The organism is Edaphobacter sp. FHG110511_03 (assembly GCF_059115365.1).
This window is the reverse complement of the sequence record NZ_JBZYWL010000001.1, coordinates 1,258,940-1,281,232: the sequence shown is the minus strand read 5'-3', so window position 1 is coordinate 1,281,232 and position 22,293 is coordinate 1,258,940. Positions and strand designations below refer to the sequence as shown.

Here is a 22,293-nt window from a genome sequence, read left to right as displayed (position 1 = left end):
GACTCGCCTCGATATTCCCTCGGGCATCCTCCGGCGTTCGCAGTGAAACGAAATGATTTGTGCTCATGGCCTGCGCGTGTTTTCATCTCTCTTGCAGACACCAGGAGCCCTCATGCCCTATCTCATCTCTCGCGCAGGACAGACCTACGGCCCTTATACCCTCGAAGACCTGCAGCGCTACGTCGCCACCGGCAACGTTCTCCTCACCGATCTCGCTAAATCCGACGAGATGACCGACTGGCTTCCGGTGGCGCAGATCCTAAATCCAGCCGCGGGCGCCAATCCAGCCGCAGGCGCTACCCCACCTGCAGTCGGGCCACAAGGCGCGTATGCCGCCGCCGCTGCTCCCATCCCCCCAGCTTACGTCCCACCCGCTGCGCCCTATGGACAGCCAGCCTACGCTGTCTCTCCCTATCCCGATCCGCCGAATCTCCACTGGGCGCTCGTCCTCATCCTCGCCATCGCCACCTGCGGACTCTTCGCCGTCATTTGGGACTTCGTCCAGGTCCTCTGGATGAAGCGCATCGAACCGCAGACCCGGGCCTTCCCTTACTTCATCGCCTACGCCGTGCTCTCGTTCCTCAAGGGTGGCCTCTCCATGCGCGCGGGCATCTTCGCCATGCATACCGGCCATCGGCACATCTCCCCGCTTTCGATCCTTGTCAGCATCGCGGTCTTCGTCCTGGTTATCCTTTATCGCTTCTCTATGCGCGATTCTCTCGAGCGTTACTTCAACGGCGCCGACCCCGTGGGTCTCCAGCTCGGCCCCATCATGACCTTCTTCTTCGGCGGCCTCTACTTCCAGTACCACTTCAACCGCATCAACGCCATCAAACAGGCTCTCCGTTATCGCAGCGGACTCTGACCATGTTCCTCCCCGCACAGGATCGCGCGCCCCATCCTCACGACGCGTTTATAGCGGAACAAAACCGGGTGCCCCATCTTCGGCGCAGCTTCATCGCGCCCAAGGTGGGCCGTGCCGCCACAACACGATCGCAGCGACGAACACTTCTCGCCACAACTCTAGCCATCCTCGCTGCAGCTGCAATGCTGCTGCGCTTCCCGCCCACGCAATACAGCTTCTACCCGCAGTGCCCCATCCACCACTACTTCGGCATCCTCTGCCCCGGCTGCGGAACTACCCGCGCCCTCGCCGCTCTTCTGAACGGCCGCATCGCAGAAGCGATGCACTTCAACCCACTCACGACACTCCTGCTGCCTGCCGCTCTCCTGTGGGAACTCTACAGGATCCTCTCCCCCCAAAAAAGACACGACCCGCTCCATCTCCCGCCAGAGGCGCTCTACACCCTCCTCGTCATCGCTACCATCTTCACCATCGTCCGCAATTTCTAATTCTGAGCCGCAGGCGAAAGCCTGTCCTGAACAGAATCGAATGGGGAATCCGTAGGCCTCTCCCAATAACCCGCAAACCTCTCCTGAGAGCAGCCCAAAACAAAAACGGTTCCGGCATCTTCGCCGGAACCGCTCCCGCAACTCTTTGAGAGTCTGGTAGGTCTAAACCGCGACGGGCTCCGAAGTAGTGGCCGGTTGAGCGGGTCCACCCTTCAGGTCGGTTCCACCGGGCTTGCGGATGTCAATGCCGCCCTTGAAGAAGGCGCCATCCTCAATCGAGATGCGTGCCGCAATCACATCGCCGGTCAGCGAACCTTCGCTGCGAATGTCCACGCGATCGCTCGCCTGGCAGTTTCCGCGCACCTTGCCCAGCACCACGACCTCGCGGGCGACGATGTTCGCCGCGACCTGGCCGTTACGGCCCACTGTGACGCGATTGCCCGGCAGGTTGATTGCGCCCTCGACCTTGCCGTCGATGTAAAGCGACTCTGAACCGGTCACTTCACCCTTGACTACCAGCGATTTGCCAATCGTCGCCTGCTCGCCCGTTCCCGGGGCAGCGGTAGTGCTTGCGCCGGAAGAAGCAGCCGCCGCTCGCGGAGCCTCATAGCTCGGCGCCGGGGGAGTCGGCCGCGACGGTTCTGGAGTTGAGGGGCTATTGCTTCCCGGCTGATTCGGTTTCCACATATCTGTTCGTATCCTTTCCTCACTGCTGGAGATGGCCCCTCTGCGGGCTCCACTCGGCGCACACGCACAGGCACACGCTCTGTTTTCACGATACTACTCCGCTCACCATCACGAATTGAGCGACATTCACAAGGTATTCCACAGTTTTTTAATCTTCTTCAACACAACCGGGGAGCTCTTTCCCCCCTCAATGAACTTTCTTCCACGTATAACCCCTTTTATTCCACTCCACAAAAGTGTCAGAAAGTTCTCTGCTTCGAAATCCACAGCCTCCAGTAGCATGACACCATTCTTTCTTCCTTCGGCGCGCGGGAATCTCCGCGAGCCCTCTTTCCACTACGGCCAGTTCTCACAGCAGTCCCACGAACTGGCCGTCTACCTTTTCCGAGCACATTCCCGAAGTGAGATCCTGCGCCGCTGTCCTCTTCCTGAGCCTCACTCTGCTGCCCCGCACCGGCTCTGCCGCCGCTACCCCAAAAATCCACACTGTCGCCCTCGGTGCAGCCCGCCGCGTCTCCTATACCCAGCCGGACTCCACGCCGGAAGCGAAGATCGACGAAACCTCCACCATCAGGGTCCGCCCTCTCATCATCGACGACCGCCAGAAAGACTGGACGACCGGAGACTCCCACCCGATCACCGATCGCACCTTTGCCATACGCCGGGCCCTGCGGATCAACGACGCCCTGCCTGATGACCCCGCCCCGCGTTGGATCTGGCAGCCCGGTCCCTGGATTACCGTCGATCGCGTCACTGGCCACATCACCGCGCTCCATCTCCCCGACTTCGACCCCCTCGTCTCCGACGCAGTCTGGTTTCGCGACTACGCCGCCTACTGCGGCACTGCCACCACAGCGAAAGGAGCCAGCCTCTACGTCATAGTCGCCCAGCTTGGAGCCCGTCGACCTGTCGTCCAGAAGCTCCTCGGGAGATGGCCACAGCCCAATCACTTCATCCCGGTCTGCCGGCCCGCCCAATGGGAGCGTCTGCCGCTCCGCGTAACCATACAGCCCACCGGCGGCGAGGCCGCCACCTACGACGTTGTCGGAACCTCCTCCATCCTCGAAGAAGGCGACAACGACGATGGCAACTGAAGCCGTGGATTGAGAATCAAAACGCGATAATCCATCTCCGTCCGCTAAAGACTGCTTGCGTCCTTCCCGCCCTGTTCAACATCTGTTACAAAGAAGCAAATCTGCTGCAAAGGGTCTGCCGTGAGACTTATCATCGCGTTCCTGCTTCCCTGGCTTACCTTCTTCACCATCGGGCGCCCAATTGCCGGTGTGCTCTGTCTCGTTCTCCAAATCACGCTCATCGGTTGGGTTCCTGCCACAATCTGGGCCGTCTACGCTCTCAGCCAATACAAGACCGATCAAAAGATCCGTCACGCTCTTCATCGCGGCTAATCGCCCTGCCTCACGGCAGGCGCTGGAGGTATTCATGAAGGTTATGTGCCTTGCGGACTCCGGAAAGTCCCCAAAGTTGGTCGAAGCCACCCTTCCCGAGCCTCAGCCAGGCTCCGGTGAGGTTCTCATCCGCATCTCTGCCGCTGGCGTCACTCCCACAGAACTCTCCTGGTATCCCACCACCCACGATCAATCCGGGGCATCCCGCACCGGCGCCGTCCCCTCGCATGAGTTCGCCGGAACCATCGCTGCGGTCGGCTCCGACGTCCGCGACTTCGCTCTCGGACAATCCGTCTTCGGCATGAACGACTGGTTCAGTCAGGGTGCCCTCGCCGAGTTCTGCCTCGCCCAGACAACCTCCATCGCACCGGCCCCGCTCACCCTTACCCCCATTCAGGCCGCATCTGTCCCCATCGGCGCCCTTACCGCCTGGCAAGGCCTCTTCGAGCATGGCCACCTGCATCCCGGCGACCGTGTCCTCATCCACGGGGCCGCGGGAGCCGTCGGCCACTTCGCCGTTCAGATCGCCCATCTTCACGGTGCCCATGTCATCGCCACCGCCTCTTCCGCCAACTTCCCTTTCGTACGCCAGCTCGGAGCCGACGAAATCATCGACTATCACACCACCCGCTTTGAGGACGTCGTCACCGAACCGGTTGACATCGTCTTCGACGCCGTAGGAGGCGACACCCTCCTGCGCTCGCTGCCCCTCGTCAAGCCCGGCCGCTTCGCCGTCACCATCGCCTCCGATAAAGAGTCCTCGGAAGACCCCCGCATCATGCACTCCTTCTTCATCGTCAAGCCCCACCAGCGCCAGCTCATGGAAGTCGCCGCCCTCATCGACACCGGCAAGCTCCGCACCTTCGTCGATGCCATCGTCGGCTTCGCACAAGCCACCGACGCCTACACCGGCAGCGTCCCCAACCGCAAGGGAAACGGCAAGCTTGTCGTCGCCGTCAACCCACCCACCGTCTGAACCCCGCACGCCCCCCATGCATTGCCAAAGGACGATCCGGAACAGGTACAAATCTACTTGGGGATGGATCGGGTTTCCCCACTTCGAAAAGGAGTGTGCAGGGTGTCGGGTGCCCATCTTCGCCGCGGCTTTATCGCGGGTAAGGTTGGCATTCGCGCGAAGTGCGAACCCTCTCTCCCGCTTACTCCCGAGGCGGAAGTTAACCGCGTCGAAGAACGTTTCCGGCTCTACGACCCATGGCTCGCGATCAGCGGCTGGATCAGCGCCTCCAGCCCATTCCATGCAATCTGTACCCCGATGCACAGCAGGATGAACGCGATGACTCGAAGGATCCCATGCACCGTCGAAGGCGAGATCGCCCGCGTAATCTGCGGCGCATAGGCATAGCACACGTACACCAACGCACTCAGCAGCACCACTGCCAGTAGCAATCCAACGCGAGCCAGCACCCTCTCCGTCAGATTGAGACTCTCCATCGTGTGCGCACTCAGCGTCAGCATCACCACAAGACATCCCGGTCCCGCCGTCACCGGAAACATCAGCGGATAAAACGCCTTCGATTCGAAGTTGTCCCTGGTCACCGACTGCGCGCCCGCCCGGGCATCCGCATTCTTCGAGCTGCTTTCAACATCGCTCTGGTTCAGCACGCCCCAGCCGATCGCCGCCACGACGACGCCCCCCGCAAGCTGCACAATCGGCATGGAGATCCCAAAGAAGCTCAACAGGTATGAGCCAATCAACTCAATCACGGCAAGGAACAACACCATATTGATGGCAATCTGTCGCGCCAGCGACTTGTACACCGCCGCCGGCTGAATCCCCACCAGCCCCAGGAACACCAGCGCAGAACCCAGCGGATTCACCAGCGGCAGCAGCGCGCTGAAGCCAATCGCAAAGTGCGTCCACAAAATGCCCACAAACCCTCCCCATGCGCTCGATGGCCCTCTGCAACAATACCGCAACATCCTCCCAAACCCGACGCTCTCGACAACGCGGTGGACCCGTTTGAACACCAGGGCAACCAAAACCCCGTTTTCCGTGAGCCTGATCCTGGTGGTGGTATGAAAATCCGGTAATCTGGGGACCCAACTGACCTTGAAGTAAAGCGCAAGGGGTAACGGATGATACGAAGAACGCTCGGACTTCTAGTCTTGATCGCCTCGACCTGCCAGGGGCAGGCAATACAAGGCACGGCCGTGACGATAACGGAGCCGGGGCGCGCAACACTGGAAAGCTACGGGAGGCAAGCGGACATAGTCGCTTTGGTGAAGGTTGTCGCAGGCGATACCGAAGCCTATGAGAAACCCATCTATAGGGCAGAGGTACTTCAGGGGTTCAAAGGTGCCGTTGCAGGTCAAACCATTTTCTTTGGGCGATTCGTGGGCACGCGACTTGGATGGGAATATGTTGTGTTCCTGCGTACCGTAAAAGAGCCAATCGCCCCCAAGTCGGCCGCGAACGCAGCGTACGGCAGGATCCGATATGGAGAAGTTTTCAACGAGGGCTATAGCTCTATGGAGACTTCTTACGAATGCATCTTTGGAGTAGACAAGCAGTGCGATTATGGGGTTCGTGTTTGCACAGATTATGTAGTCCTACCCGCTGACACACCAGCGTCACCGCCCCTGAGCGAGACAACAGATTTTGGTTGTAGATGGGTACGTAAGACTACGTTGCTCTCACTTTTAGGGCGCCATGCCTCTCTGAAATAGATGGTGTGCGGTCTTCATTCCGGCACGAAGCTTGCGTGAAGTACTGCTGGCTCGATCCTTGCGCGGAGGTTCCCCGCAAAGTCCCGTTTTCGGAAACTTCAGCCATCCCTCCAAACTGACCACTCCCTAACGCCGTATCATGAATCTATGGAGTCCTTCCCCGACCTCCTCCATCAAGCCGAGATCGCCCACGGCCACCTTTGCGCCGGCCAGATTCTCGGCGTCCGCCTCGCCATGCTGGGCTGCCAGCGCCTCGGCATCGCCGAGCCCCGCACCACCGACCGCAAACGTCTCGTCACCTTCGTCGAGATCGATCGATGCGCCACCGATGCCATCGCCGTCGTCACCGGCTGCCGCCTCGGCAAGCGCGCTCTCAAGTTCCGCGACTGGGGGAAGATGGCCGCCACCTTCGTCGATCTGAACCTCCCCCTGGATCCGCTCAACGATGGCACCCCCACGTACAAAGGCATCCGCATCGCCGCCCTCGAATCCTCCAAGCAGCGCGCCCGCGATCTCTACCCTCAAATCGAAAACAAAAACCAGCAGCAGATGCTCGCCTACCGCGGGATGATCGACGCCGACCTCTTTCACGAGCAGTGGGTCCAGGTACCCATCCACCCCCGCGAGATGCCCGGCTACAAATCCCCACGCATCGTCTGCGAACAATGCGGCGAGGGCATTAACTACGACCGCGAGGTTCGCCACTCTCAGTTGGGCATCACAAGAACTCTCTGCGAAGGCTGCGCCTCCCTCGAGACCCGCTACTACCAGCCCCTTCCCTGAACACCGCGAAAGGCTTGCCGATGAGCCCTCATCGATATCCAGAGAAGACTGCGTTTCCGCACCTTTACTATCTGCTTGGTGCGTACTTTCATCAGGACTTCGATATCAATGGCAACACTCTCGAAGAGATCCTCGCTACCTGCAGAAAGGATCTTCCCGCCGAAGATCGAAAGGAAACGGCTGCGGAGATTCATCGCTTCATCTCTGCTTATGGCGACAGCGATTCACGCCTCGCGGAAGAGTTTGTCCAGATCTTCCGCCCGGACATTATTGCGGAAGGCTGGGAGGGCTTAACGACACGCGAGTGGCTGCTTCGTATCTCCGCGCTGCTGGAAGAAAAGTAAACTTCCCCGGGTCCTCCACATTCGGGACGGACCCGGAGTACGTGGCTGCCTTCTAGTGCTTGACCGCGATGGCCGAGATCTCGATCTTCGCTCCGCCGATCAGGCCTGCAACCTGCACCGTGGCGCGGGCTGGCTTCGGATCCGGCATCTCCTTGATGTAGACCTCGTTCATCTTCTTCACATCGTTCAGGTCGGTCACATACACCGTCACCGAGACCAGGTCGGACATCTTGAAGCCCGCCTTCTCGACGATCTTCTTAATCGCTGCGATGGTGTTCGTGGTCTGCAGCGTGATGTCGGTTCCGGTGACCTTGCCATTCGCATCCGGCCCCTGCTGACCCGCAACGTAAAGGGTGTTGCCCGCGACGAATCCATCGCTGAAGGGCATGCCCTGCTTGAAGTCGATGGCCTTGTTCTGGGCAAAAGCGCTGCCCGAGGCACACACGGTCATGATTCCGGCCAGGATAAGGCCGCGCTTCCGCATCAGCGAATACAGCTTTTTCATCGTTCAATCTCCTGTTGATTTGTTGCTAAGGGCATCTTCTCATTCTTCCTGCCGTTCCACATTTCCCATATGTCCTAGATGGAAAGGAATCAGACGCGAAGAACACTCCTCTGTCTCCTATCCAGGAACGAAGTCGCAATTACGCTCTGCAAGTTAAAAGAGAAGGGCCGGTGCGGATCCCCGCAACCGGCCCTTCGTTCAAAACCAAATGACCTACCGACCGTAGTATCCATAAGGACGGGGCGCATACCGATGCGCTCGCACCCATTGCTCGTGCCGCCATGCCTCACGACGAGCAATCTCGGCTCGACGAGCCTCCTCCCAGCGCAGACGATCGTAGTAAGCCCTTCGTTGAGCGTAGTAATCCGGATAAACAACCGGCCGACCGATCTGGACTCCGATGTTCACCTGCGCGGCCTCAGCCTTCTTCGGGCCTGCGAAGAGAAACGCACCCGCTACCAAACCCGCCGTCATCACCTTTGTAATCATCGACTTCATCTGAGTGGCCTTCATAACAACCTCCTCACTACACCCATAATGAACACTCATTCAGTCGGCCGGTTGCGCGCAACTTTCCTGATTGCGAGGGGTTTCCCCTCAGTCGCCGAAGAAATCGTCCAAGAGCGTTTCCCGCTCCACCCGCAGCTCCCCAGGTCCGAACCCGAAAGGGCTCTCGGCCTGGAATTCTCTCTGTTCAAAACCGGACGTTGCCGCTCGGTAGCGGACACTCTTGCGGTGAAATCTTCGAACGGCGTGGCTGATAAGACTACATTTAACTGCTCCAGCGGGGTGGTAATGCGATTGCATTTGGAACACTAGACATCCGGATGGAGGTGCGCCTTGCTAGCCCTTATTCAGAACTTTCGATTTGCTCTGAAGATGCTGCGAAAAAGCCCGGGGTTTACGGCTACAGCGGTTCTGATCATGGCCCTCGGCATTGGAGCGAACACCGCGATCTTCAGTGTGGTGCATGCAGTGCTCCTCGAACCCCTGCCCTTCCGTGACGTGGACCGGGTGGTGCAGGTATGGCACACGCCGCCGCAGAAGAGCTTTCCTGGCATGACGCAATTTTCGGTCTCAGCGGGGAACTACCTGGATTGGCAGAAGCAGAACCACGTCTTCGAGAACATGACTCTGTACTCCGGCAGGGGGGTCGATGTGACCGGGGCTGGCAAGCCGGAGGCGGTCAGAGCGAGCACAGTGAGTCCGGAGTTCTTCTCAGTATTTGGGGTGCAGCCGCTGTACGGCAGAGTGTTTTTGCAGAAGCAGGGCAGCGGCACGCCGGAGCGTGAGGTGGTGCTGAGCTACCGGTACTGGCAGGAGCATGGCGCGGACCCGGGCATTGTGGGGAAGAAGATCAATTTGGATGAGGAACCCTATACGGTGGTGGGCGTGATGGGGCCGGCGATGACTAAGCCGGGGTTTGCGCAGATGTGGGTGCCGCATATGCTGACCGATGCGGAGAAGGCGGTGCGAAACGAGCATCACTTTCTTGTCGCCGCGCGGATGAAACCGGGAGTGACGGTAGAGCAGGCGCAGGCGGAGATGGATACGATCTCACGCCGGCTGGAGGCGGCATACCCGGAGGACGACAAAGGCTGGGGCGCGGTGGTGAACCCAATGCGTGAGGAGACGGTGGGATCCGTACGTCCGGCACTACTGATGATGCTGGGTGCGGTGGCATTTGTGCTGCTGATCGCCTGCGCGAATGTGGCGAACCTCGTGCTGGGACGGGCTTATGCGCGGCGGAAGGAGATTGCGATCCGTTCGGCGATGGGAGCGACGCGGAGCAGGATTGTAGGGCAGCTATTGGCGGAGACGGTGGTGCTGTCGCTGTTTGGCGGCGCGCTGGGTTTGCTGGGAGCTCACTTCGGGATTCAGTTGCTGCTCAAGTTCTTCGCCAACAAGCTGCCGCGGATGGGTGAGATTGGATTGAATGCTCCGGTGCTTTGGTTTGCACTGGGGCTGTCGCTGGTGACGGGTGTCCTGGCAGGGCTGATTCCCGCGCTGCGGATGAGTAAGGGCAATGTGAACGAGGCGTTGAAGCAGGGGCTTGGAAGGACGGACTCGGATGGTAGCGGCGGCAGGACGCGATCGGCGCTGGTGGTGGTGGAGGTGGCACTGTCGCTGGTGCTGCTGGCTGGAGCGGGACTGATGATCCGTAGTCTATGGAACCTGCAGAACATCGATCCGGGGTTCGATGAGAAGAATGCGTTGACGATGAACGTTCAGATAAGCCGCAAGGCGTTTGCGAGCGCGAGCAACGAGGCGCAGTTCTTCGATCGGGTGCAGGAGCGGGTGAGGGCGCTGCCGGGAGTGACGGCGGCGGGTGCGGTGGATAGTCTGCCGCTGCAGGGAGGGTCGAACCAGCCGGTGGCGGTGGAGGGACGGCCTGCGGTGGCGCTGTCGGAACAGCCGGAGGTTTCGGTGCGTGCGGTGACGCCGGGGTATTTCAAGGCGATGCGGATTCCGGTGCTGGAAGGAAGGGACCTCACAGACGATGACAGGGAAGATTCGCAGCCGGTGGTGGTGATCTCGCAAACAATGGCCAAGCAGTTCTGGCCACAGGGAGGATCTGTGGGGCACCATCTGAAGCTGTCCTTTTATCCGGAGAAGGAGAGGACGATTGTGGGCGTGGTGGGAGATGTGAAGCAGTCCCGGCTGGATTCATCGGCGGGTGTAGCAACACTGTACTGGCCGCAGGCGCAGGAGGTGAATGTGTCGCCGCTGACGCTGGTGGTGCGGACGTCGGTTGCACCAGAAAGCATGGCAGAGTCGATCGCAAATGCGGTGCGCGAGGTGAGGGCGGATGTTTCGGTGAACCGTGTGATGACTCTGGAGGCATACGTTGGCGATACGCTGACGCAGCGGAGCTTCAACATGCAGCTGCTGGGGGTCTTCGGGTTGCTGGCGCTGGTGCTGTGCACGGTGGGAATCTATAGTGTGCTGGCTTACTCCGTGCGGCGGGGCATGAAAGAGATTGGTTTGCGCATGGCCTTTGGAGCGACGAAGCGCGACGTGCTGCAGGTCGTGATTGCGCGAGGTATGAAGCCGACCGCGATCGGGATTGCCGTGGGCTTTGCGGCAGCGCTGGCCCTCGGGAGAGTTGTCCAGAGTTTGGTCTACGGGGTGAGCGCGCGGGATATGGCGACACTGATCGCAGCAATGTTCCTGATGATAGCGGTATCGCTCGCAGCAAGCCTGATTCCTGCGGTGCGAGCTACCCGGGTAAGCCCCCTGGCAGTGCTGCGAGAGGAGTAAACAAAAGATCGCGTTATTTGCGAATCCGGCACAGTTGGTTTGTGGTGTCTGCATTGAATCGTCAGGATCGAAGTTGCCGCTAACCCTGTTTAGGGGAAGTTAAGCGCCGGTTATTTCTCCGACCATCCACCCCTCTGGAGGACTACTCCGCATACCTTATTGCTCGGTCTCTGCCTCAAAGCGAACTGAAACCGGAATTGCAACACCGCTCTGGATTCGGTATTGGGCATGCACAGTGCCTAGACCTCCACAGGCGTGACACTTTGCGTCGAGACGCTGCACCCCGCTCTCCAAATAAGCTTCTGCCGGGTGCAGTGCCCAGCAGCGGGACCTATAGGTTCCCTCCTTAGGAATGGCTTGCCGGATCACGTCTTCCAGCTTCGTAAAGTCCACGGGGTGCGCCCCCTGCCTTATCAAACCACCAATAAGCATCGCTGCAGTCACCACCATTCCCCGTGTCTGGGTCGTCCGTTCCCAAGATTGAGTTGGGACCCAAACCGTAGATCCCTGCCGAACCGACCTGAAATCCGCCCCAATTAATTTGCAGTGCGTAAATCTCTACATACTGATTCGCCCCCACCCCAACCAGGAGGCTCTTCCACTGTGCAGGAGGGCCATCGACGCCAGGGCCGCCGAATGTGACCACGCGAGGCCCGGCATGAATTGTCGTGAGCACCTGAACAATACGGTGATCTGCGATCGTGCCGAGAGTGGTTACCTTCTGTTGGACCTGATAGTCCCGCGCCGTAAGGCCAATTCCGCCATTTGCTTTCGAGCCGATCAACAGGTCTCCGCTCTCGTCAAGCTCCAATGGATTGCGTGTCCACCAGGTAAGAGGATGCGGAACAGATACATCGTGCGTTTCTTGTCCGTCGTCCTGAATGAGTGTCCGCTGCCATTGGCCAATAGAACTTATGGTGGATCCCAGCAGGAGGGTGGAGGCTAGAACGTACGAAAAGGGACGTGTTGGAATCAAATTGTTCGCCTCCGGTACTCCTTGAATAACTACCTAGGACAATGGTCTTCGCAAAGCGAACAGGGTTTCGACTGCCTGCTCAGGGAGCATTATGGGGCTAGATGCCGGCGTCGCCGCGTAAATAAATTTGAGACAGAGGAGCGAACCGCTCGGAAAGTCTCGTTTTCAGAAACTTCGGCAGTGAAGTTCTCAAACCTTCTGTCTATGCGACTGCTATCCAGAGCTATGCGAAGCGTTCGCCCTAACCGCTAATATGCGCTGAAGTTTTCATCGTATCCGGACAGCTGCGTTTATCTGAAGGGTGACACTAAACTGTTCTTGATAACGGCGAAACAGTAGATGCGCGAGCCAAACTCGAAACCTTTCCCTCCCATTAGTCTTCGCTGCAGCAAGTGCAACAGACAACGTCTCCAAATAAGATCCGCGCATCATCGATCCACTCGTGTTGATCAAAACATGGGTCTGACTGAACCGCGACATACCTTTCGACCGCGGCTCACGTTTAACACTTCCCTTGCGACTTGCTATACACTGAGTCCCACCATGACGGCTCTCTGCAAATCCGCGCAGCCTCTCCTCCTCATGGTCCCTTCCTGTTGTTGCCGCTAATCCCGTTCCACCCCCTTTGAAGTCCCCCACAAACGTGCCCTTGCACCCTCTGTTCGTGCTCTCTCTGCAGGAGAACTCCATGACCCCACGCCGCACCCTCTCTCTCGATGCCTGGGCCGTAGCCCTCTCGCTCACTCTCGCCCTCATCATCCGCCTCGGCCTCATCAAAACCGTCCCCTGGTAATCGCTCCAGCAATCAAGGAAAAGACCATGGCCACCTCTGCTACTACTCGCGATCCCCGCTCCTCTCGCCTCGCCGACGAGCCCGCTTCGCTTCCCGCGCTTCTGCCCGGCATCGCTCTCCTCGCCCTCGTCGGCTACGCCGGCAAGGCCACCGAGCACGCCATCAACACCTACGCGAAGACCCACCACCTCACCTTCCCTAATATCGAGTACGTCCTCTGGGCCATCCTCTTCGGCGTCCTCATCTCCAACATCGTTGGCCTCCCGCGCATCTTCCGTGCCGGCGTCGCCACCTATGAGTTCTGGCTCAAGGCGGGAATCATCCTTCTCGGCGCCCGCTTTGTCCTGGGCGACGTGCTCAAGCTCGGCGGAATCTCCCTCGGCCTCGTCTTCGTCGCCATCACACTCTCCATCCTCTTCATGACCTGGCTCGGCCGAGCCTTTCGCCTCTCACCCGCTCTCACCACCCTGCTCGCCGTCGGCTCCTCCATCTGCGGAGTCTCCGCCATCATCGCGACACAGGGAGCCATCGACGCCGACGAAGACGACTCCGCCACCGCCATCGCGGCAATCCTCGCCCTCGGCGCCATCTCGCTCTTCGCCTTCCCCGTCATCGGCCACGCGCTGCACATGTCCGATCACGCCTACGGCCTCTGGGCCGGCCTCGCCGTGGACAACACCGCCGAGGCCACCGCCGCCGGTGCCCTCTACTCCGACGCAGCCGGAAAGTACGCAGTCCTCGCCAAGACCTGCCGTAACGCCCTGATTGGTTTTGTCGTCCTCGCCTACGCCATCCAGTGGTCGCGCCGCGGCCTCGCCAACGCCGCCACCGAAGCGCAGCTTCAGAACAAGGTCGGCTTCCTCTGGAAGAAGTTCCCCAAGTTCGTCCTCGGCTTCCTCTTCATCTCTCTGCTCGCCACCCTCGGCGCCAGCTCGAACCCGACCCTTGCCGCACTGGGCTTCAACAAGGCGCAGCTTCTCGCTCTCGGCAACCTCAGCCGCTGGGCCTTCCTGCTAACCTTCGCCGGAGTCGGTCTCCGAACCAACCTCCGCGACCTCTTCCAACAGGGAGCACGACCCTTCATCGTCAGCGCCGTCGGCGAGATCGTCATCGCAATCCTCACCCTCGGCCTTATCCTTGGAGCCGATCGCATCTACCACCTATAGAAAGCAGGGCTCCTTCGCACGAAGGAGCCCTGTCAAAACAATGGCCAGCCGTTGTCAAAAATATTTGGCGGTATATAGATTCCTTGACCTGGCCTAATTCACTTCTTCTTGGCTGCCCGTTGAGCGAGCGCCGCGGAGTTGGCCGCCACCGCTGCACGGATGAGTTGCTTGAAGGCAGCTTCATTGATCTTCTCCCCTTCGCGGAAATCGATCGCACGCCGCGTGTTCCCTTCAAGGCTGGAATTGAAGAGCTTCTTCGGGTCCTCGACGGAGGCTCCGCGAGCGAAGGTGAGCTTCACCGCCTGCTTGTACGATTCGCCTGTGCAGACAATGCCGTCATGGGACCAGACAGGGACCCCGGGGGATTTTGGCTTCTCCCATTTCCACTCCTCCTGGATATCAGGGTCGGCATCATGGATAAGCTGACGGAGATGGGCAAGCGTCTCTCCTCTCCAATCTCCCAGCTCTTCAACCCGCCCGGCGATCTTCGTTGAAACGGCCTCGTCAATCGGACGACTTGTCGGTTTCATATTTTTCTCTCCATCCTTCGTCTCGCCCACACAAACAAGGTCGCGGACGTCTTTCCGTTCCCTGTCATGCTAAGCTTCGCGCTTTCTGAAAAACAGATAGGACAGCGCCATGAGCACGCCCGTTCCCACCGACCAGCTCCACGCCGCGATCCCATCGCCGACGGCGAGGTGGGCTATCAGCGCCGAGACCAGCGTGATAGCGAAGCCTGCATAGGCCCACTCCTTCAGGCGCGGCGGCGACGGCAGCAGAAGGACAACGAGGCCGGCGAACTTGAACCACGACAGCTCAATGCGGAAGTAGTTTGGAAAGCCCAGGTGGACGAAGGTCTCGGCCACCTGGGGAAGCCGCAGCTGGGCATATGCAGTAAAGCCCATCTGCAGCGCGAAGAGTGAAGTGAAGATCCAATAGGCGATAGTGATTCGTTTCGAATTGTCCATGGATCCACTTGCCAACGGATTGACGAGAGTTTCGCTGACCATTGCACTTCTCCTTTTCGCGACGGTATTACTGCAGCTCGGCGACAACTCGTTCCAGGCCACCGAAGAAATTCCGCCAGCCGTACTTTGCACCCTTGTACGCGGCCTCTTGATCGGGACGGAAGCCGGACTGCTCCATGCGAAGATGAGTGCCGCCCTCTGCCGGGGTCAGCGTAAAGAGCACAACGGAGCCAAGCCCCAAAGACCCCCAACTATAGGAGAGCTGTTTCTGGGGTTCGATGGTCAGCACCTCGCAGTCGACCACACCATCCCAGTTCGGCACGGGGTCCGTACGGAGTTGGAACTTTCTCCCGACCACCGGCTCAAAATCATTCTTCATCAGCCATTGCGCGATGAGCGGGCCCTCGGTAAGCGCTCTCCACAGCTTTTCTGGCGGGTGGGGGAAGACTCTCTCAATCACAAGGGTACGTGTACTCTCTGCTGTATTGCTTGTCTCTACTGTATTGCTCATGGGTCCATCCTTTCCAAAAGGGATTCAAGCTGGTCAAACCGGTCACGCCAGAAGACGCTGTAGTGATTGAGCCATTCCACCATCGGCGCCAGTGCACCGGGATGCGCGCGATAGTGAGTTTCGCGTCCCTCGCGGCGATGCCGTACCAGCTTTGCTCTCTTCAACAACGTCAGGTGCTTGGAGACAGCAGGCTGGGATACGCCCGCATAGCGAGTCAATGCGTGGACAGTCTGTTCGCCCTGCCGGGTCAACTCCTCGAAGATCGCCCTCCGAGTCGGGTCGGACAAAACCTTGAAGACGTTGTCAGCAGAGCTTCGCATGAAGAAAACCATAACCAAATGGTTATGGTTTGTCAAACGGAAATTCTCCATCGGTTCGCCGGGTCCGGCGTAGTGCATCTCAATGGGATCGGTGGATGTTATCAAGCGTTGCTTTGGATTGGGTCTCCAAGCCAGCGCCGAATCGATTGCTCGACGACCGTCACATCGGGTTCCGCCTCCGTTGCCCACGCGACGAACCCATCAGGACGGACGAGAAGTGCGGTCAGGCTCTTCTCATCCTTTGCGCGGGAACCGATGTATCGCAGTCTGCCTTCCCATCCGTTGCACAGGGCTTTCAGGGAATCGCTTGCGGTGAAATCGAGCAACAGTCCGCCTCCGTCGCGCAGCAGATCGCCAAGACGTGTGCTGTCTTCGAGCTCGAAGTCCGGAGCGCTACGGCCTATCAGTGGATGCTCTCCCCCGAGATCGTAATGAATCGAGATACCGGAGATCTTTTCGATGAAGTAATTCGTTCCTTCTTTTGTGGCTATCAGGTCGCGAACTACCGAAGCAATCGCTCGCGCATAGGGGTCAGGCCGAATGATGGCTATCTGAGCACGCGTCCAATTCAAAACCCACTCGCCAATCGGATGCCGTTCTGCCGTGTAGGTATCCAGCAGGCCGTCCGGCGCCCATCCCTTGATCGTTGCGCCGAGCTTCCATCCCAGATTCATCGCATCGCCCAGGCCGGCGTTCATCCCCTGTCCCCCGAAAGGTGAGTGCACATGGGCCGCGTCGCCTGCAAGCAAGATGCGGCCCTTGCGGTACGTGGTCGCCTGCCGCGCCCGGTCTGTGTAGCTTGTGGCAACCTGCACGGACTTAAGCGTCACATTCGTTCCGGAGACAGACCGCAACATAGTCTGCAGATTCTCGAGCGTAATCTCTGAGGTGCGATCGAAGCGGCCTGCGTCAAAATCGACCACGCCGATGCGTCCTGGGGCAGGACCATGTGTATACAGACCACGCGGCGTCAGATGGAATCCTTGAGCGAGCCCGTCCAGGTCCTCGAACTCGACAGTGGCCATATAGCCCGTCAATTCAGGCTCGGTGCCCTCAAACTCGAAGCCCGCAAGTTTGCGCACGATGCTTCGTCCCCCGTCGCAGCCTGCCAGCCAACTCGCCTCAAACTCTCCGTTGTTGGTTTGCACTACAACGCTGTTCTCTGTCTCGGTAAAACCGATGACCTCATGTCCGCGCCGAACATCGACGCCAAGCTTTCTCGCCCGGTCAGCAAGCAGATCTTCGATCGCTTCAAGGCTCACCATGCCACCCCCGTTGGAAGGACCGGCGAGAACCCATCTCTGATCGGAGAAGTCAACCTTGTTGGCGTCGAGCATGATGCCCGCAAAGTGTCCCGCAAAACGCGGTGCCGAAGTTGGTGCAGCGACCTTACCTTCCCCGGTAAACTGCATCCCAGGACGATCGTCGCCTCCCATCCACCCAAAGGCCGAAGCCTTCACTTCATCAAGCAGTCCACGGCGATAGAACGCCTCCACCGAGGGGAAGTTGAGTCCGCGAGCTCCCATCCATCCAGTCTTCAGCGGTGTAGTTGCGTTTTCGTTCTTCTCCAGCAGAAGAACGGAAGCGCCCGCGAGAGAAAGCTCGCAGGCAAGGAAAGATCCAACCGGGCCTCCGCCCGCAACAACGACGTCATAGGTCATGATTTTTATTCTCGGCTACAGGGTTACGAAAATTGCCGCGCTACTCGAAGCTCAGTTTATGCAAAATAGCCGACGCGCATTTCGAGGATCTCGATTCTTGAAACACGCATGACTTCGATCTGTTGTGAAAACGGAAGAACGCTAGTCCTCATCACCCAAAAGATTGCTCACCCGTACGATCGTAGCGATCTGTTCCGGGGTGAGGCGCGACAACAGATTCCGTCGAACCGAGTCCGCATGGATCGGGCGGGCAGCATCCAGTTTCTCTCGGCCGAGTTTGGTAAGCACCACAAGAACTGCTTTCCCGTCGGTAGGACGACGCTCAATGAGTGCTCGTTGCTGCATTCGCGTCAGCTGATGAGAGAGGCGGCTCTTGTCCCAACCCATCACCGTGGCCAGTGCTTGCTGGCGCATCTTGCCTTTGCCAAGGCTGGCGAGCCGAGACAACACACCAAACTCAGAACCTGACAGTCCCGTCTCCTGTGCGATATCCCGCCCGACGCGGCCGAGCACATCTTCGCCCATAAACAAGAATGCATGCCAGATACGAAGTTCCTGCGGAGATAGGAATTTTGTAGCCATACTTGTTGCAAGCCTATCAATTCAATGTTGACATGACAACCTCCCGCGGGTAGGGTGATGGTTGATATGTCAACCACAACGATTACAGTTTCGCACCAGGATCAAATCGAGTGCGACCACGACCCGCACGCCTTCCTTTGCGATCTGGAGGCTGATTCTTCTCTCTTCCAATCAGAACGGCTGCATGATCGCCTGGCCGCGCTGGACGATCTCGATGCCAGATTTGAAGGATCGGATTCGGAGGAGCTCGCAAGTTCACGGATCCATACCCGCGTGAAGGCACTCCGGACCCGGCTTGAAGCTGCCAATGCAGAAATCTATCAGTCCATCCGCTCCGAGATTGTTCGCGGCAGCCAACCGCGCACAATCCTTCAGTGGCTCCTTCCGTGGCTTCAAGGCCCAGCGAGTCCGAAGGAATCCGAAAGCCCCTTACCGGGCTTTGGCTTCGATACCCGCGACGAGTTGGTGAGCGGCATTCTTCAGCTCCGCGAACCGAGCGAACCGAATCTTCGGCGATCACCGGAGATGGTGCCCTATCAGCCCACCCCCGTGCGGCATATTCTGCACCTGATAGCGGCGAATGTGCTTTCAGAAGACGATATCTTTGTCGATCTCGGATCCGGATTAGGACATGTGCCGCTGCTGGTATCCATGCTGACTGGAGTCCGAAGCCTTGGTATCGAAGTTCAGCCGGATCATGTTGCCAGTGCGCAGGAATGCGCGCGAAGCCTCAATCTGAACCGCGTCCGGTTCATCTCGGAGGACGCGCGGAGGGCAGATCTGTCCAGGGGTACAGTGTTCTATTTGTATTCGCCATTCAAGGGCTCGATTTTGAACGACGTGCTGAGCACCTTGCGATGGGAAAGTACACGCAGGCCAATCAAGATTTGCTCGCTCGGGCCCTGCACCCGCACAGTTGCAAACGAGACCTGGCTGAAGACAAGTGCACTGCCGGATGCCAGGCGCATTACCGTCTTCGAGCCCCGATAGCGCACCATCGCCAAATCACTCACCGACTTGGAGCGCACGTCTGAAAGGCCGTTGCTGCATTTCCCGTGCTTGCGACGAACAACTCTCCTGACTTGTCTTTGCCGGAATCACGCGAGAAGACAAACGAACCATCCGTACCTAAGAACATTGGCCCTATCTCGGTTCCATTCGCATTGACCTCTTTACCGAGTAGACCTGCTCGACGCCATCCATCCCGTGCGCGTTCCACACGATAAATGCCTCCGTCTGTTGCCAGGAGTCCCCATTGACCATTGCGGGCAGGCAGAAACTCATACTCAGCACCTTCCGTATTAAGGTCTGGTCCAACATTCTCCACCTGCCAGCTGCCATTCGCTGATTGTCTGGCCTTCCAAATATCGTCTTTCCCAAATCCCCCTGGCCGTCGTGAGCCGAAGTAGAGCCAGCCATCGGAAGCGGGTCTTGGGAACCACTCGGCATAATTCGAATTCACCGGCTCCGGCAACTTAACCGACTTGCCCCAGCGTCAGACCGCTCGCGTCTGACTACCCATATATCCAGATCGGCACTCGAGGAAGAACCGGTGCTCCTCGAAGAGATGAAGTAGAGGGTGCTTCCATCGTGATCGAAGTACGGATCGGCCTCAAGTCCCGGCGCAGAGATCGGCGACTCCATCGGAGCTTGAAACCTTCCATCAACACATGAACTGACCCAGATCCTCCAGCCCGAGAAGTCCGGATTGCTTCTCACAAACCATAGGTCGCCATTGCGCGGATCAAGGGCAGGGTGCGATTCCCACATGGGACTCGATATGGCATCGGGCGTCCTCTGTTCGACGCGATAGGGACCCCTGCCATCGGAAGAGGCATCGTGTCGAAATTCCGCAGTGACTGCAAGAACGATGACGAGGAGTACACGAGAGGCGAACATAGGAGCACATCCGATTTCAATTACGATAACCTGCCGAAAAACGGCATAAGCCTGCGCTCAGTCGGCAGGGAATCTATTTCTTCAAGAATTGCTGGCACTTGAGCGAAATTACTGTACCCGAATCCATAGAGGATGAGCCACAATGGAAACGATTCAGCACGAGGCACGAACGGCCGTCTTGCGATCGGAAGCCCGCAGCCAATGCAGATGGAGTCTCGAACAGGGAGGAATTTTGTGGCGAAGATAGTAGCGATCGAACATCTGACGCTGGATGGAGTCGTGCAGGGTCCGGGCCGGCCCGACGAAGATCTCCGTGACAGTTTTGAATATGGCGGCTGGGCAAAGGCTGACAACGATCCTCTTATGCAGAAGGTATCGGGAGAGCGCATGGGAACCTCCTGGTCGCTACTGGCTGGACGGGTGACCTATGAGGACCTCGCGAAGGTCTGGCCTAATGCTCCTCAACCCAACCCCTTTACCGACGCACTGAATCGTGTAGAGAAGTTTGTGATCTCGAATACTTTGACCGAGCCGTTGCCCTGGCAAAATTCCAGATTGTTGAAAGGGGATGCCGGTACCACCGTCGCAAAGCTTAAGGAAACGCATGAAAAAACCTTAGTGATCTTCGGGAGTGGTGCATTGGTCCAGTCTCTGATGCAGCGAAACCTGATCGATGAGTGGGTCCTGCAAATCCATCCCCTCGTGCTTGGTAAGGGACGACGTTTGTTCGTCGATGTATCGTTAGCCAAATTCAAACTAATCGATTGCATAACCACAGGTACCGGCGTCATCATAACGACCTATCTGCAAGCCTGAGTCTTCCGATCTGAACTTAATGGGCGCTCCCCTTGAGGATCCTGCGAGAACTCTTTGTACGTGGTCGCAGTACCTCGGCTTCCGAAGGAATTCCGTCAATACAAGACTCGGGCACCCATCGCGTGCCTTCCGAACAGAGGGCTGGCAACGATAAAAGGCCAGGTCAGGAAAGAATGTCGTTCTGAGAGCGAAAACCAATAAGACTGCGTGTAACTTACGTCGAAACGTCGAACTCAGACACCTAAGCGTGGAGACGAATGGAATGAGCGATTTATTCCATGATTTCAAGCAATCGGTTCGGATGCTCGCCACACAAAACGCGCGATAAAAACCTAACCGTTTGACGCAGAATGTGGGATACCCTACGCCTCGGTTGCCCAGAATGCGAAGTTGCCGAAAACCCCATTTATCGGGAAGCGCGTTCAGCATAGGCCATTGATCGAAATGCGAAAGACGGGCAAGTCGTCGCCGTGACCATGTCGAAGGATTGACGGCAAACTCACCAGACTTTAACCTCCCCACGTCGACCAAGAGGAGATTTCATAGTGAAGCCCGCCATCCCCCTCCCCGTGTGCTCCTTCGTGCTACTGCTCGCACTTACTGTGAAGGCCTGTGCACAGGCACCTGCCGATGTCACGACCTTGCACGCAAGCGCACATCTTGTGCCCATCTCGGCCATCGTACTTGATAAAAGCGGCCTTCCAACTGCTGGCTTGACGAAGGACGACTTCCTTCTCAAGCAAGATGGAAAAGAGGAGGCGATTCGTTACTTCGCGACCGCGGAACAACTCCCACTTACGTTTGCTGTGCTAGTGGATGTGAGCGAAAGCCAGAGGACGATGGTCGACGACGAAGTAAAGGCGAGCGACATCTTCTTCGAAAGCATGTTGCGTAGACCGCAGGACAGGGCGATGCTTGTGCAATTCGACACGACGATCCAACAGTTGAAAGCGTTGACGAACGAATATGGCTTGGTGCACCTTGCGCTTGGCTATGTAAAAAGTGGGAAGGAAGCAAACGGCGGTACACGCGTGATAGATGCGGTGGCTGGCGTGACGGAGCAGGTGTTGGCGAAGGAAACGGGACGCAAAGCAATCATCTTGATCACGGACGGTGGTGACACTCACAGCCGCGTCCCGTTGAAGACAACCATCGAAGAAGCGCAGAAGGAAAATGTGGCCGTGTACTCAATCTGCTACCGCGCAAGGGATGCCGGATTTGCAGGAGCGTCGCCGCTGGAGGTCCACGCAATGACGGACTACTCTAATGAGATTCTGCAGAAACTTGCTGCGGGTACGGGCGGCGGCCTCTTCCGTGTGACCCGAAAGATGCCTCTGCAGAAAATTTTTGCGCAGATTGCCGACGGTTTGAGCAAGCAGTATGAGATCGGTTATGTGCCGCCTGCGGATACAGCTACTAATCGCTTCCATAAGTTGGAACTGAAGACGAGAGACCCGCACATGAAGGTGCAAGCCCGGACTGAGTTTTTCGCGGCGCCATAAACCTTAGGCACAGACTGTAATGGCAGCGAAAACGACTGACCAGTTCCTCAAAAGTCCGATTTCTACGAGCAG

Annotated in this window: 24 protein-coding genes; 12 read left to right on the top strand and 12 right to left on the bottom strand. The window is 58.2% G+C overall.

Annotated elements, in window-relative coordinates; genetic code table 11:
- The first annotated feature begins 112 nt into the window (after window positions 1-112).
- Together AC5S26_RS05225 and AC5S26_RS05220 are read left to right on the top strand one after the other, a co-directional pair.
- Window positions 113-865 carry a DUF4339 domain-containing protein gene (locus AC5S26_RS05225; protein WP_494183791.1) on the top strand — a complete coding sequence of 251 codons (753 nt, stop codon included), beginning with the start codon at window positions 113-115 and terminating at the stop codon, window positions 863-865.
- A 2-nt stretch (window positions 866-867) separates the two neighbouring features.
- On the top strand, window positions 868-1,353 hold the full coding sequence (locus tag AC5S26_RS05220) for a DUF2752 domain-containing protein (protein ID WP_494183790.1): 486 nt from the start codon (window positions 868-870) through the stop codon (window positions 1,351-1,353).
- A gap of 162 nt (window positions 1,354-1,515) precedes the next feature.
- On the opposite strand, the gene AC5S26_RS05215 is transcribed toward AC5S26_RS05220, so the two are convergent.
- Complete coding sequence (locus AC5S26_RS05215; protein WP_494183789.1) at window positions 1,516-2,040, bottom strand: bactofilin family protein; 525 nt, start codon at window positions 2,038-2,040, stop codon at window positions 1,516-1,518.
- Between the two features lie 401 nt (window positions 2,041-2,441).
- Here AC5S26_RS05215 and AC5S26_RS05210 point away from each other — a divergent pair, with 401 nt between their 5' ends.
- The 3 genes from AC5S26_RS05210 to AC5S26_RS05200 all read left to right on the top strand — a co-directional run bounded on the left by AC5S26_RS05210 (window position 2,442) and on the right by AC5S26_RS05200 (window position 4,422).
- Window positions 2,442-3,134 carry a hypothetical protein gene (locus AC5S26_RS05210; RefSeq protein WP_494183788.1) on the top strand — a complete coding sequence of 231 codons (693 nt, stop codon included), beginning with the start codon at window positions 2,442-2,444 and terminating at the stop codon, window positions 3,132-3,134.
- A gap of 120 nt (window positions 3,135-3,254) precedes the next feature.
- The gene (locus AC5S26_RS05205) at window positions 3,255-3,446 is read left to right on the top strand and encodes a YqaE/Pmp3 family membrane protein (RefSeq protein WP_494183787.1); all 192 of its coding nucleotides are present in this window, start codon (window positions 3,255-3,257) and stop codon (window positions 3,444-3,446) included.
- A gap of 34 nt (window positions 3,447-3,480) precedes the next feature.
- Complete coding sequence (locus AC5S26_RS05200; RefSeq protein WP_494183786.1) at window positions 3,481-4,422, top strand: NADP-dependent oxidoreductase; 942 nt, start codon at window positions 3,481-3,483, stop codon at window positions 4,420-4,422.
- A 227-nt stretch (window positions 4,423-4,649) separates the two neighbouring features.
- Here AC5S26_RS05200 and AC5S26_RS05195 read toward each other — a convergent pair whose 3' ends face one another.
- Window positions 4,650-5,339 (bottom strand): MarC family protein, encoded by a 690-nt coding sequence (locus AC5S26_RS05195; RefSeq protein WP_494183785.1) that lies wholly within the window; start codon window positions 5,337-5,339, stop codon window positions 4,650-4,652.
- A gap of 942 nt (window positions 5,340-6,281) precedes the next feature.
- Here AC5S26_RS05195 and AC5S26_RS05190 point away from each other — a divergent pair.
- Window positions 6,282-6,917 carry an FmdE family protein gene (locus AC5S26_RS05190; RefSeq protein ID WP_494183784.1) on the top strand — a complete coding sequence of 212 codons (636 nt, stop codon included), beginning with the start codon at window positions 6,282-6,284 and terminating at the stop codon, window positions 6,915-6,917.
- A 20-nt stretch (window positions 6,918-6,937) separates the two neighbouring features.
- Window positions 6,938-7,261, top strand: coding sequence for a contact-dependent growth inhibition system immunity protein (locus AC5S26_RS05185; RefSeq protein ID WP_494183783.1), 324 nt, complete (start codon window positions 6,938-6,940; stop codon window positions 7,259-7,261).
- A 52-nt stretch (window positions 7,262-7,313) separates the two neighbouring features.
- On the opposite strand, the gene AC5S26_RS05180 is transcribed toward AC5S26_RS05185, so the two are convergent.
- Both AC5S26_RS05180 and AC5S26_RS05175 read right to left on the bottom strand, forming a co-directional pair.
- On the bottom strand, window positions 7,314-7,766 hold the full coding sequence (locus tag AC5S26_RS05180) for a RidA family protein (RefSeq protein WP_494183782.1): 453 nt from the start codon (window positions 7,764-7,766) through the stop codon (window positions 7,314-7,316).
- 213 nt (window positions 7,767-7,979) lie between these two features.
- On the bottom strand, window positions 7,980-8,279 hold the full coding sequence (locus AC5S26_RS05175; protein WP_494183781.1) for a hypothetical protein: 300 nt from the start codon (window positions 8,277-8,279) through the stop codon (window positions 7,980-7,982).
- Window positions 8,280-8,606: 327 nt separating this feature from the next.
- On the opposite strand from AC5S26_RS05175, the gene AC5S26_RS05170 reads away from it, so the two are divergent.
- On the top strand, window positions 8,607-11,027 hold the full coding sequence (locus AC5S26_RS05170) for an ABC transporter permease (protein WP_494183780.1): 2,421 nt from the start codon (window positions 8,607-8,609) through the stop codon (window positions 11,025-11,027).
- A 346-nt stretch (window positions 11,028-11,373) separates the two neighbouring features.
- Here the strand turns inward: AC5S26_RS05170 and AC5S26_RS05165 are convergent, their stop codons facing one another.
- Complete coding sequence (locus tag AC5S26_RS05165; protein ID WP_494183779.1) at window positions 11,374-12,003, bottom strand: hypothetical protein; 630 nt, start codon at window positions 12,001-12,003, stop codon at window positions 11,374-11,376.
- Window positions 12,004-12,822: 819 nt separating this feature from the next.
- On the opposite strand from AC5S26_RS05165, the gene AC5S26_RS05160 reads away from it, so the two are divergent.
- A complete protein-coding gene (locus AC5S26_RS05160) occupies window positions 12,823-13,962 on the top strand; it encodes a YeiH family protein (RefSeq protein WP_494183778.1) in 1,140 nt (379 codons plus the stop codon).
- Window positions 13,963-14,060: 98 nt separating this feature from the next.
- Here AC5S26_RS05160 and AC5S26_RS05155 read toward each other — a convergent pair whose 3' ends face one another.
- From AC5S26_RS05155 to AC5S26_RS05130, 6 genes are all read right to left on the bottom strand, one after another.
- Complete coding sequence (locus tag AC5S26_RS05155; RefSeq protein ID WP_494183777.1) at window positions 14,061-14,492, bottom strand: DUF1801 domain-containing protein; 432 nt, start codon at window positions 14,490-14,492, stop codon at window positions 14,061-14,063.
- A 69-nt stretch (window positions 14,493-14,561) separates the two neighbouring features.
- A complete protein-coding gene (locus AC5S26_RS05150) occupies window positions 14,562-14,972 on the bottom strand; it encodes a DoxX family protein (protein ID WP_494183776.1) in 411 nt (136 codons plus the stop codon).
- Window positions 14,973-14,997: 25 nt separating this feature from the next.
- The gene (locus AC5S26_RS05145) at window positions 14,998-15,441 is read right to left on the bottom strand and encodes an SRPBCC family protein (protein ID WP_494183775.1); all 444 of its coding nucleotides are present in this window, start codon (window positions 15,439-15,441) and stop codon (window positions 14,998-15,000) included.
- A complete protein-coding gene (locus AC5S26_RS05140; RefSeq protein WP_494183774.1) occupies window positions 15,438-15,761 on the bottom strand; it encodes an ArsR/SmtB family transcription factor in 324 nt (107 codons plus the stop codon). The genes AC5S26_RS05145 and AC5S26_RS05140 overlap by 4 nt, the downstream gene beginning before the upstream one ends.
- A 101-nt stretch (window positions 15,762-15,862) precedes the next feature.
- Window positions 15,863-17,422, bottom strand: a complete 1,560-nt coding sequence (locus tag AC5S26_RS05135) for an FAD-dependent oxidoreductase (RefSeq protein ID WP_494183773.1) — start codon at window positions 17,420-17,422, stop codon at window positions 15,863-15,865.
- Between the two features lie 141 nt (window positions 17,423-17,563).
- The gene (locus tag AC5S26_RS05130; protein ID WP_494183772.1) at window positions 17,564-18,004 is read right to left on the bottom strand and encodes a MarR family winged helix-turn-helix transcriptional regulator; all 441 of its coding nucleotides are present in this window, start codon (window positions 18,002-18,004) and stop codon (window positions 17,564-17,566) included.
- Window positions 18,005-18,070: 66 nt separating this feature from the next.
- Between AC5S26_RS05130 and AC5S26_RS05125 the strand changes: the two genes are divergently transcribed.
- A complete protein-coding gene (locus tag AC5S26_RS05125; protein WP_494183771.1) occupies window positions 18,071-18,994 on the top strand; it encodes a hypothetical protein in 924 nt (307 codons plus the stop codon).
- Window positions 18,995-19,013: 19 nt separating this feature from the next.
- Here AC5S26_RS05125 and AC5S26_RS05120 read toward each other — a convergent pair whose 3' ends face one another.
- Window positions 19,014-19,466, bottom strand: coding sequence for a hypothetical protein (locus AC5S26_RS05120; protein ID WP_494183770.1), 453 nt, complete (start codon window positions 19,464-19,466; stop codon window positions 19,014-19,016).
- Between the two features lie 671 nt (window positions 19,467-20,137).
- Between AC5S26_RS05120 and AC5S26_RS05115 the strand changes: the two genes are divergently transcribed.
- Together AC5S26_RS05115 and AC5S26_RS05110 are read left to right on the top strand one after the other, a co-directional pair.
- Complete coding sequence (locus AC5S26_RS05115; protein WP_494183769.1) at window positions 20,138-20,719, top strand: dihydrofolate reductase family protein; 582 nt, start codon at window positions 20,138-20,140, stop codon at window positions 20,717-20,719.
- Between the two features lie 545 nt (window positions 20,720-21,264).
- Entirely contained in the window at window positions 21,265-22,221 is a 957-nt protein-coding gene (locus AC5S26_RS05110; RefSeq protein WP_494183768.1) for a VWA domain-containing protein, read from the top strand.
- Window positions 22,222-22,293: the final 72 nt, after the last annotated feature.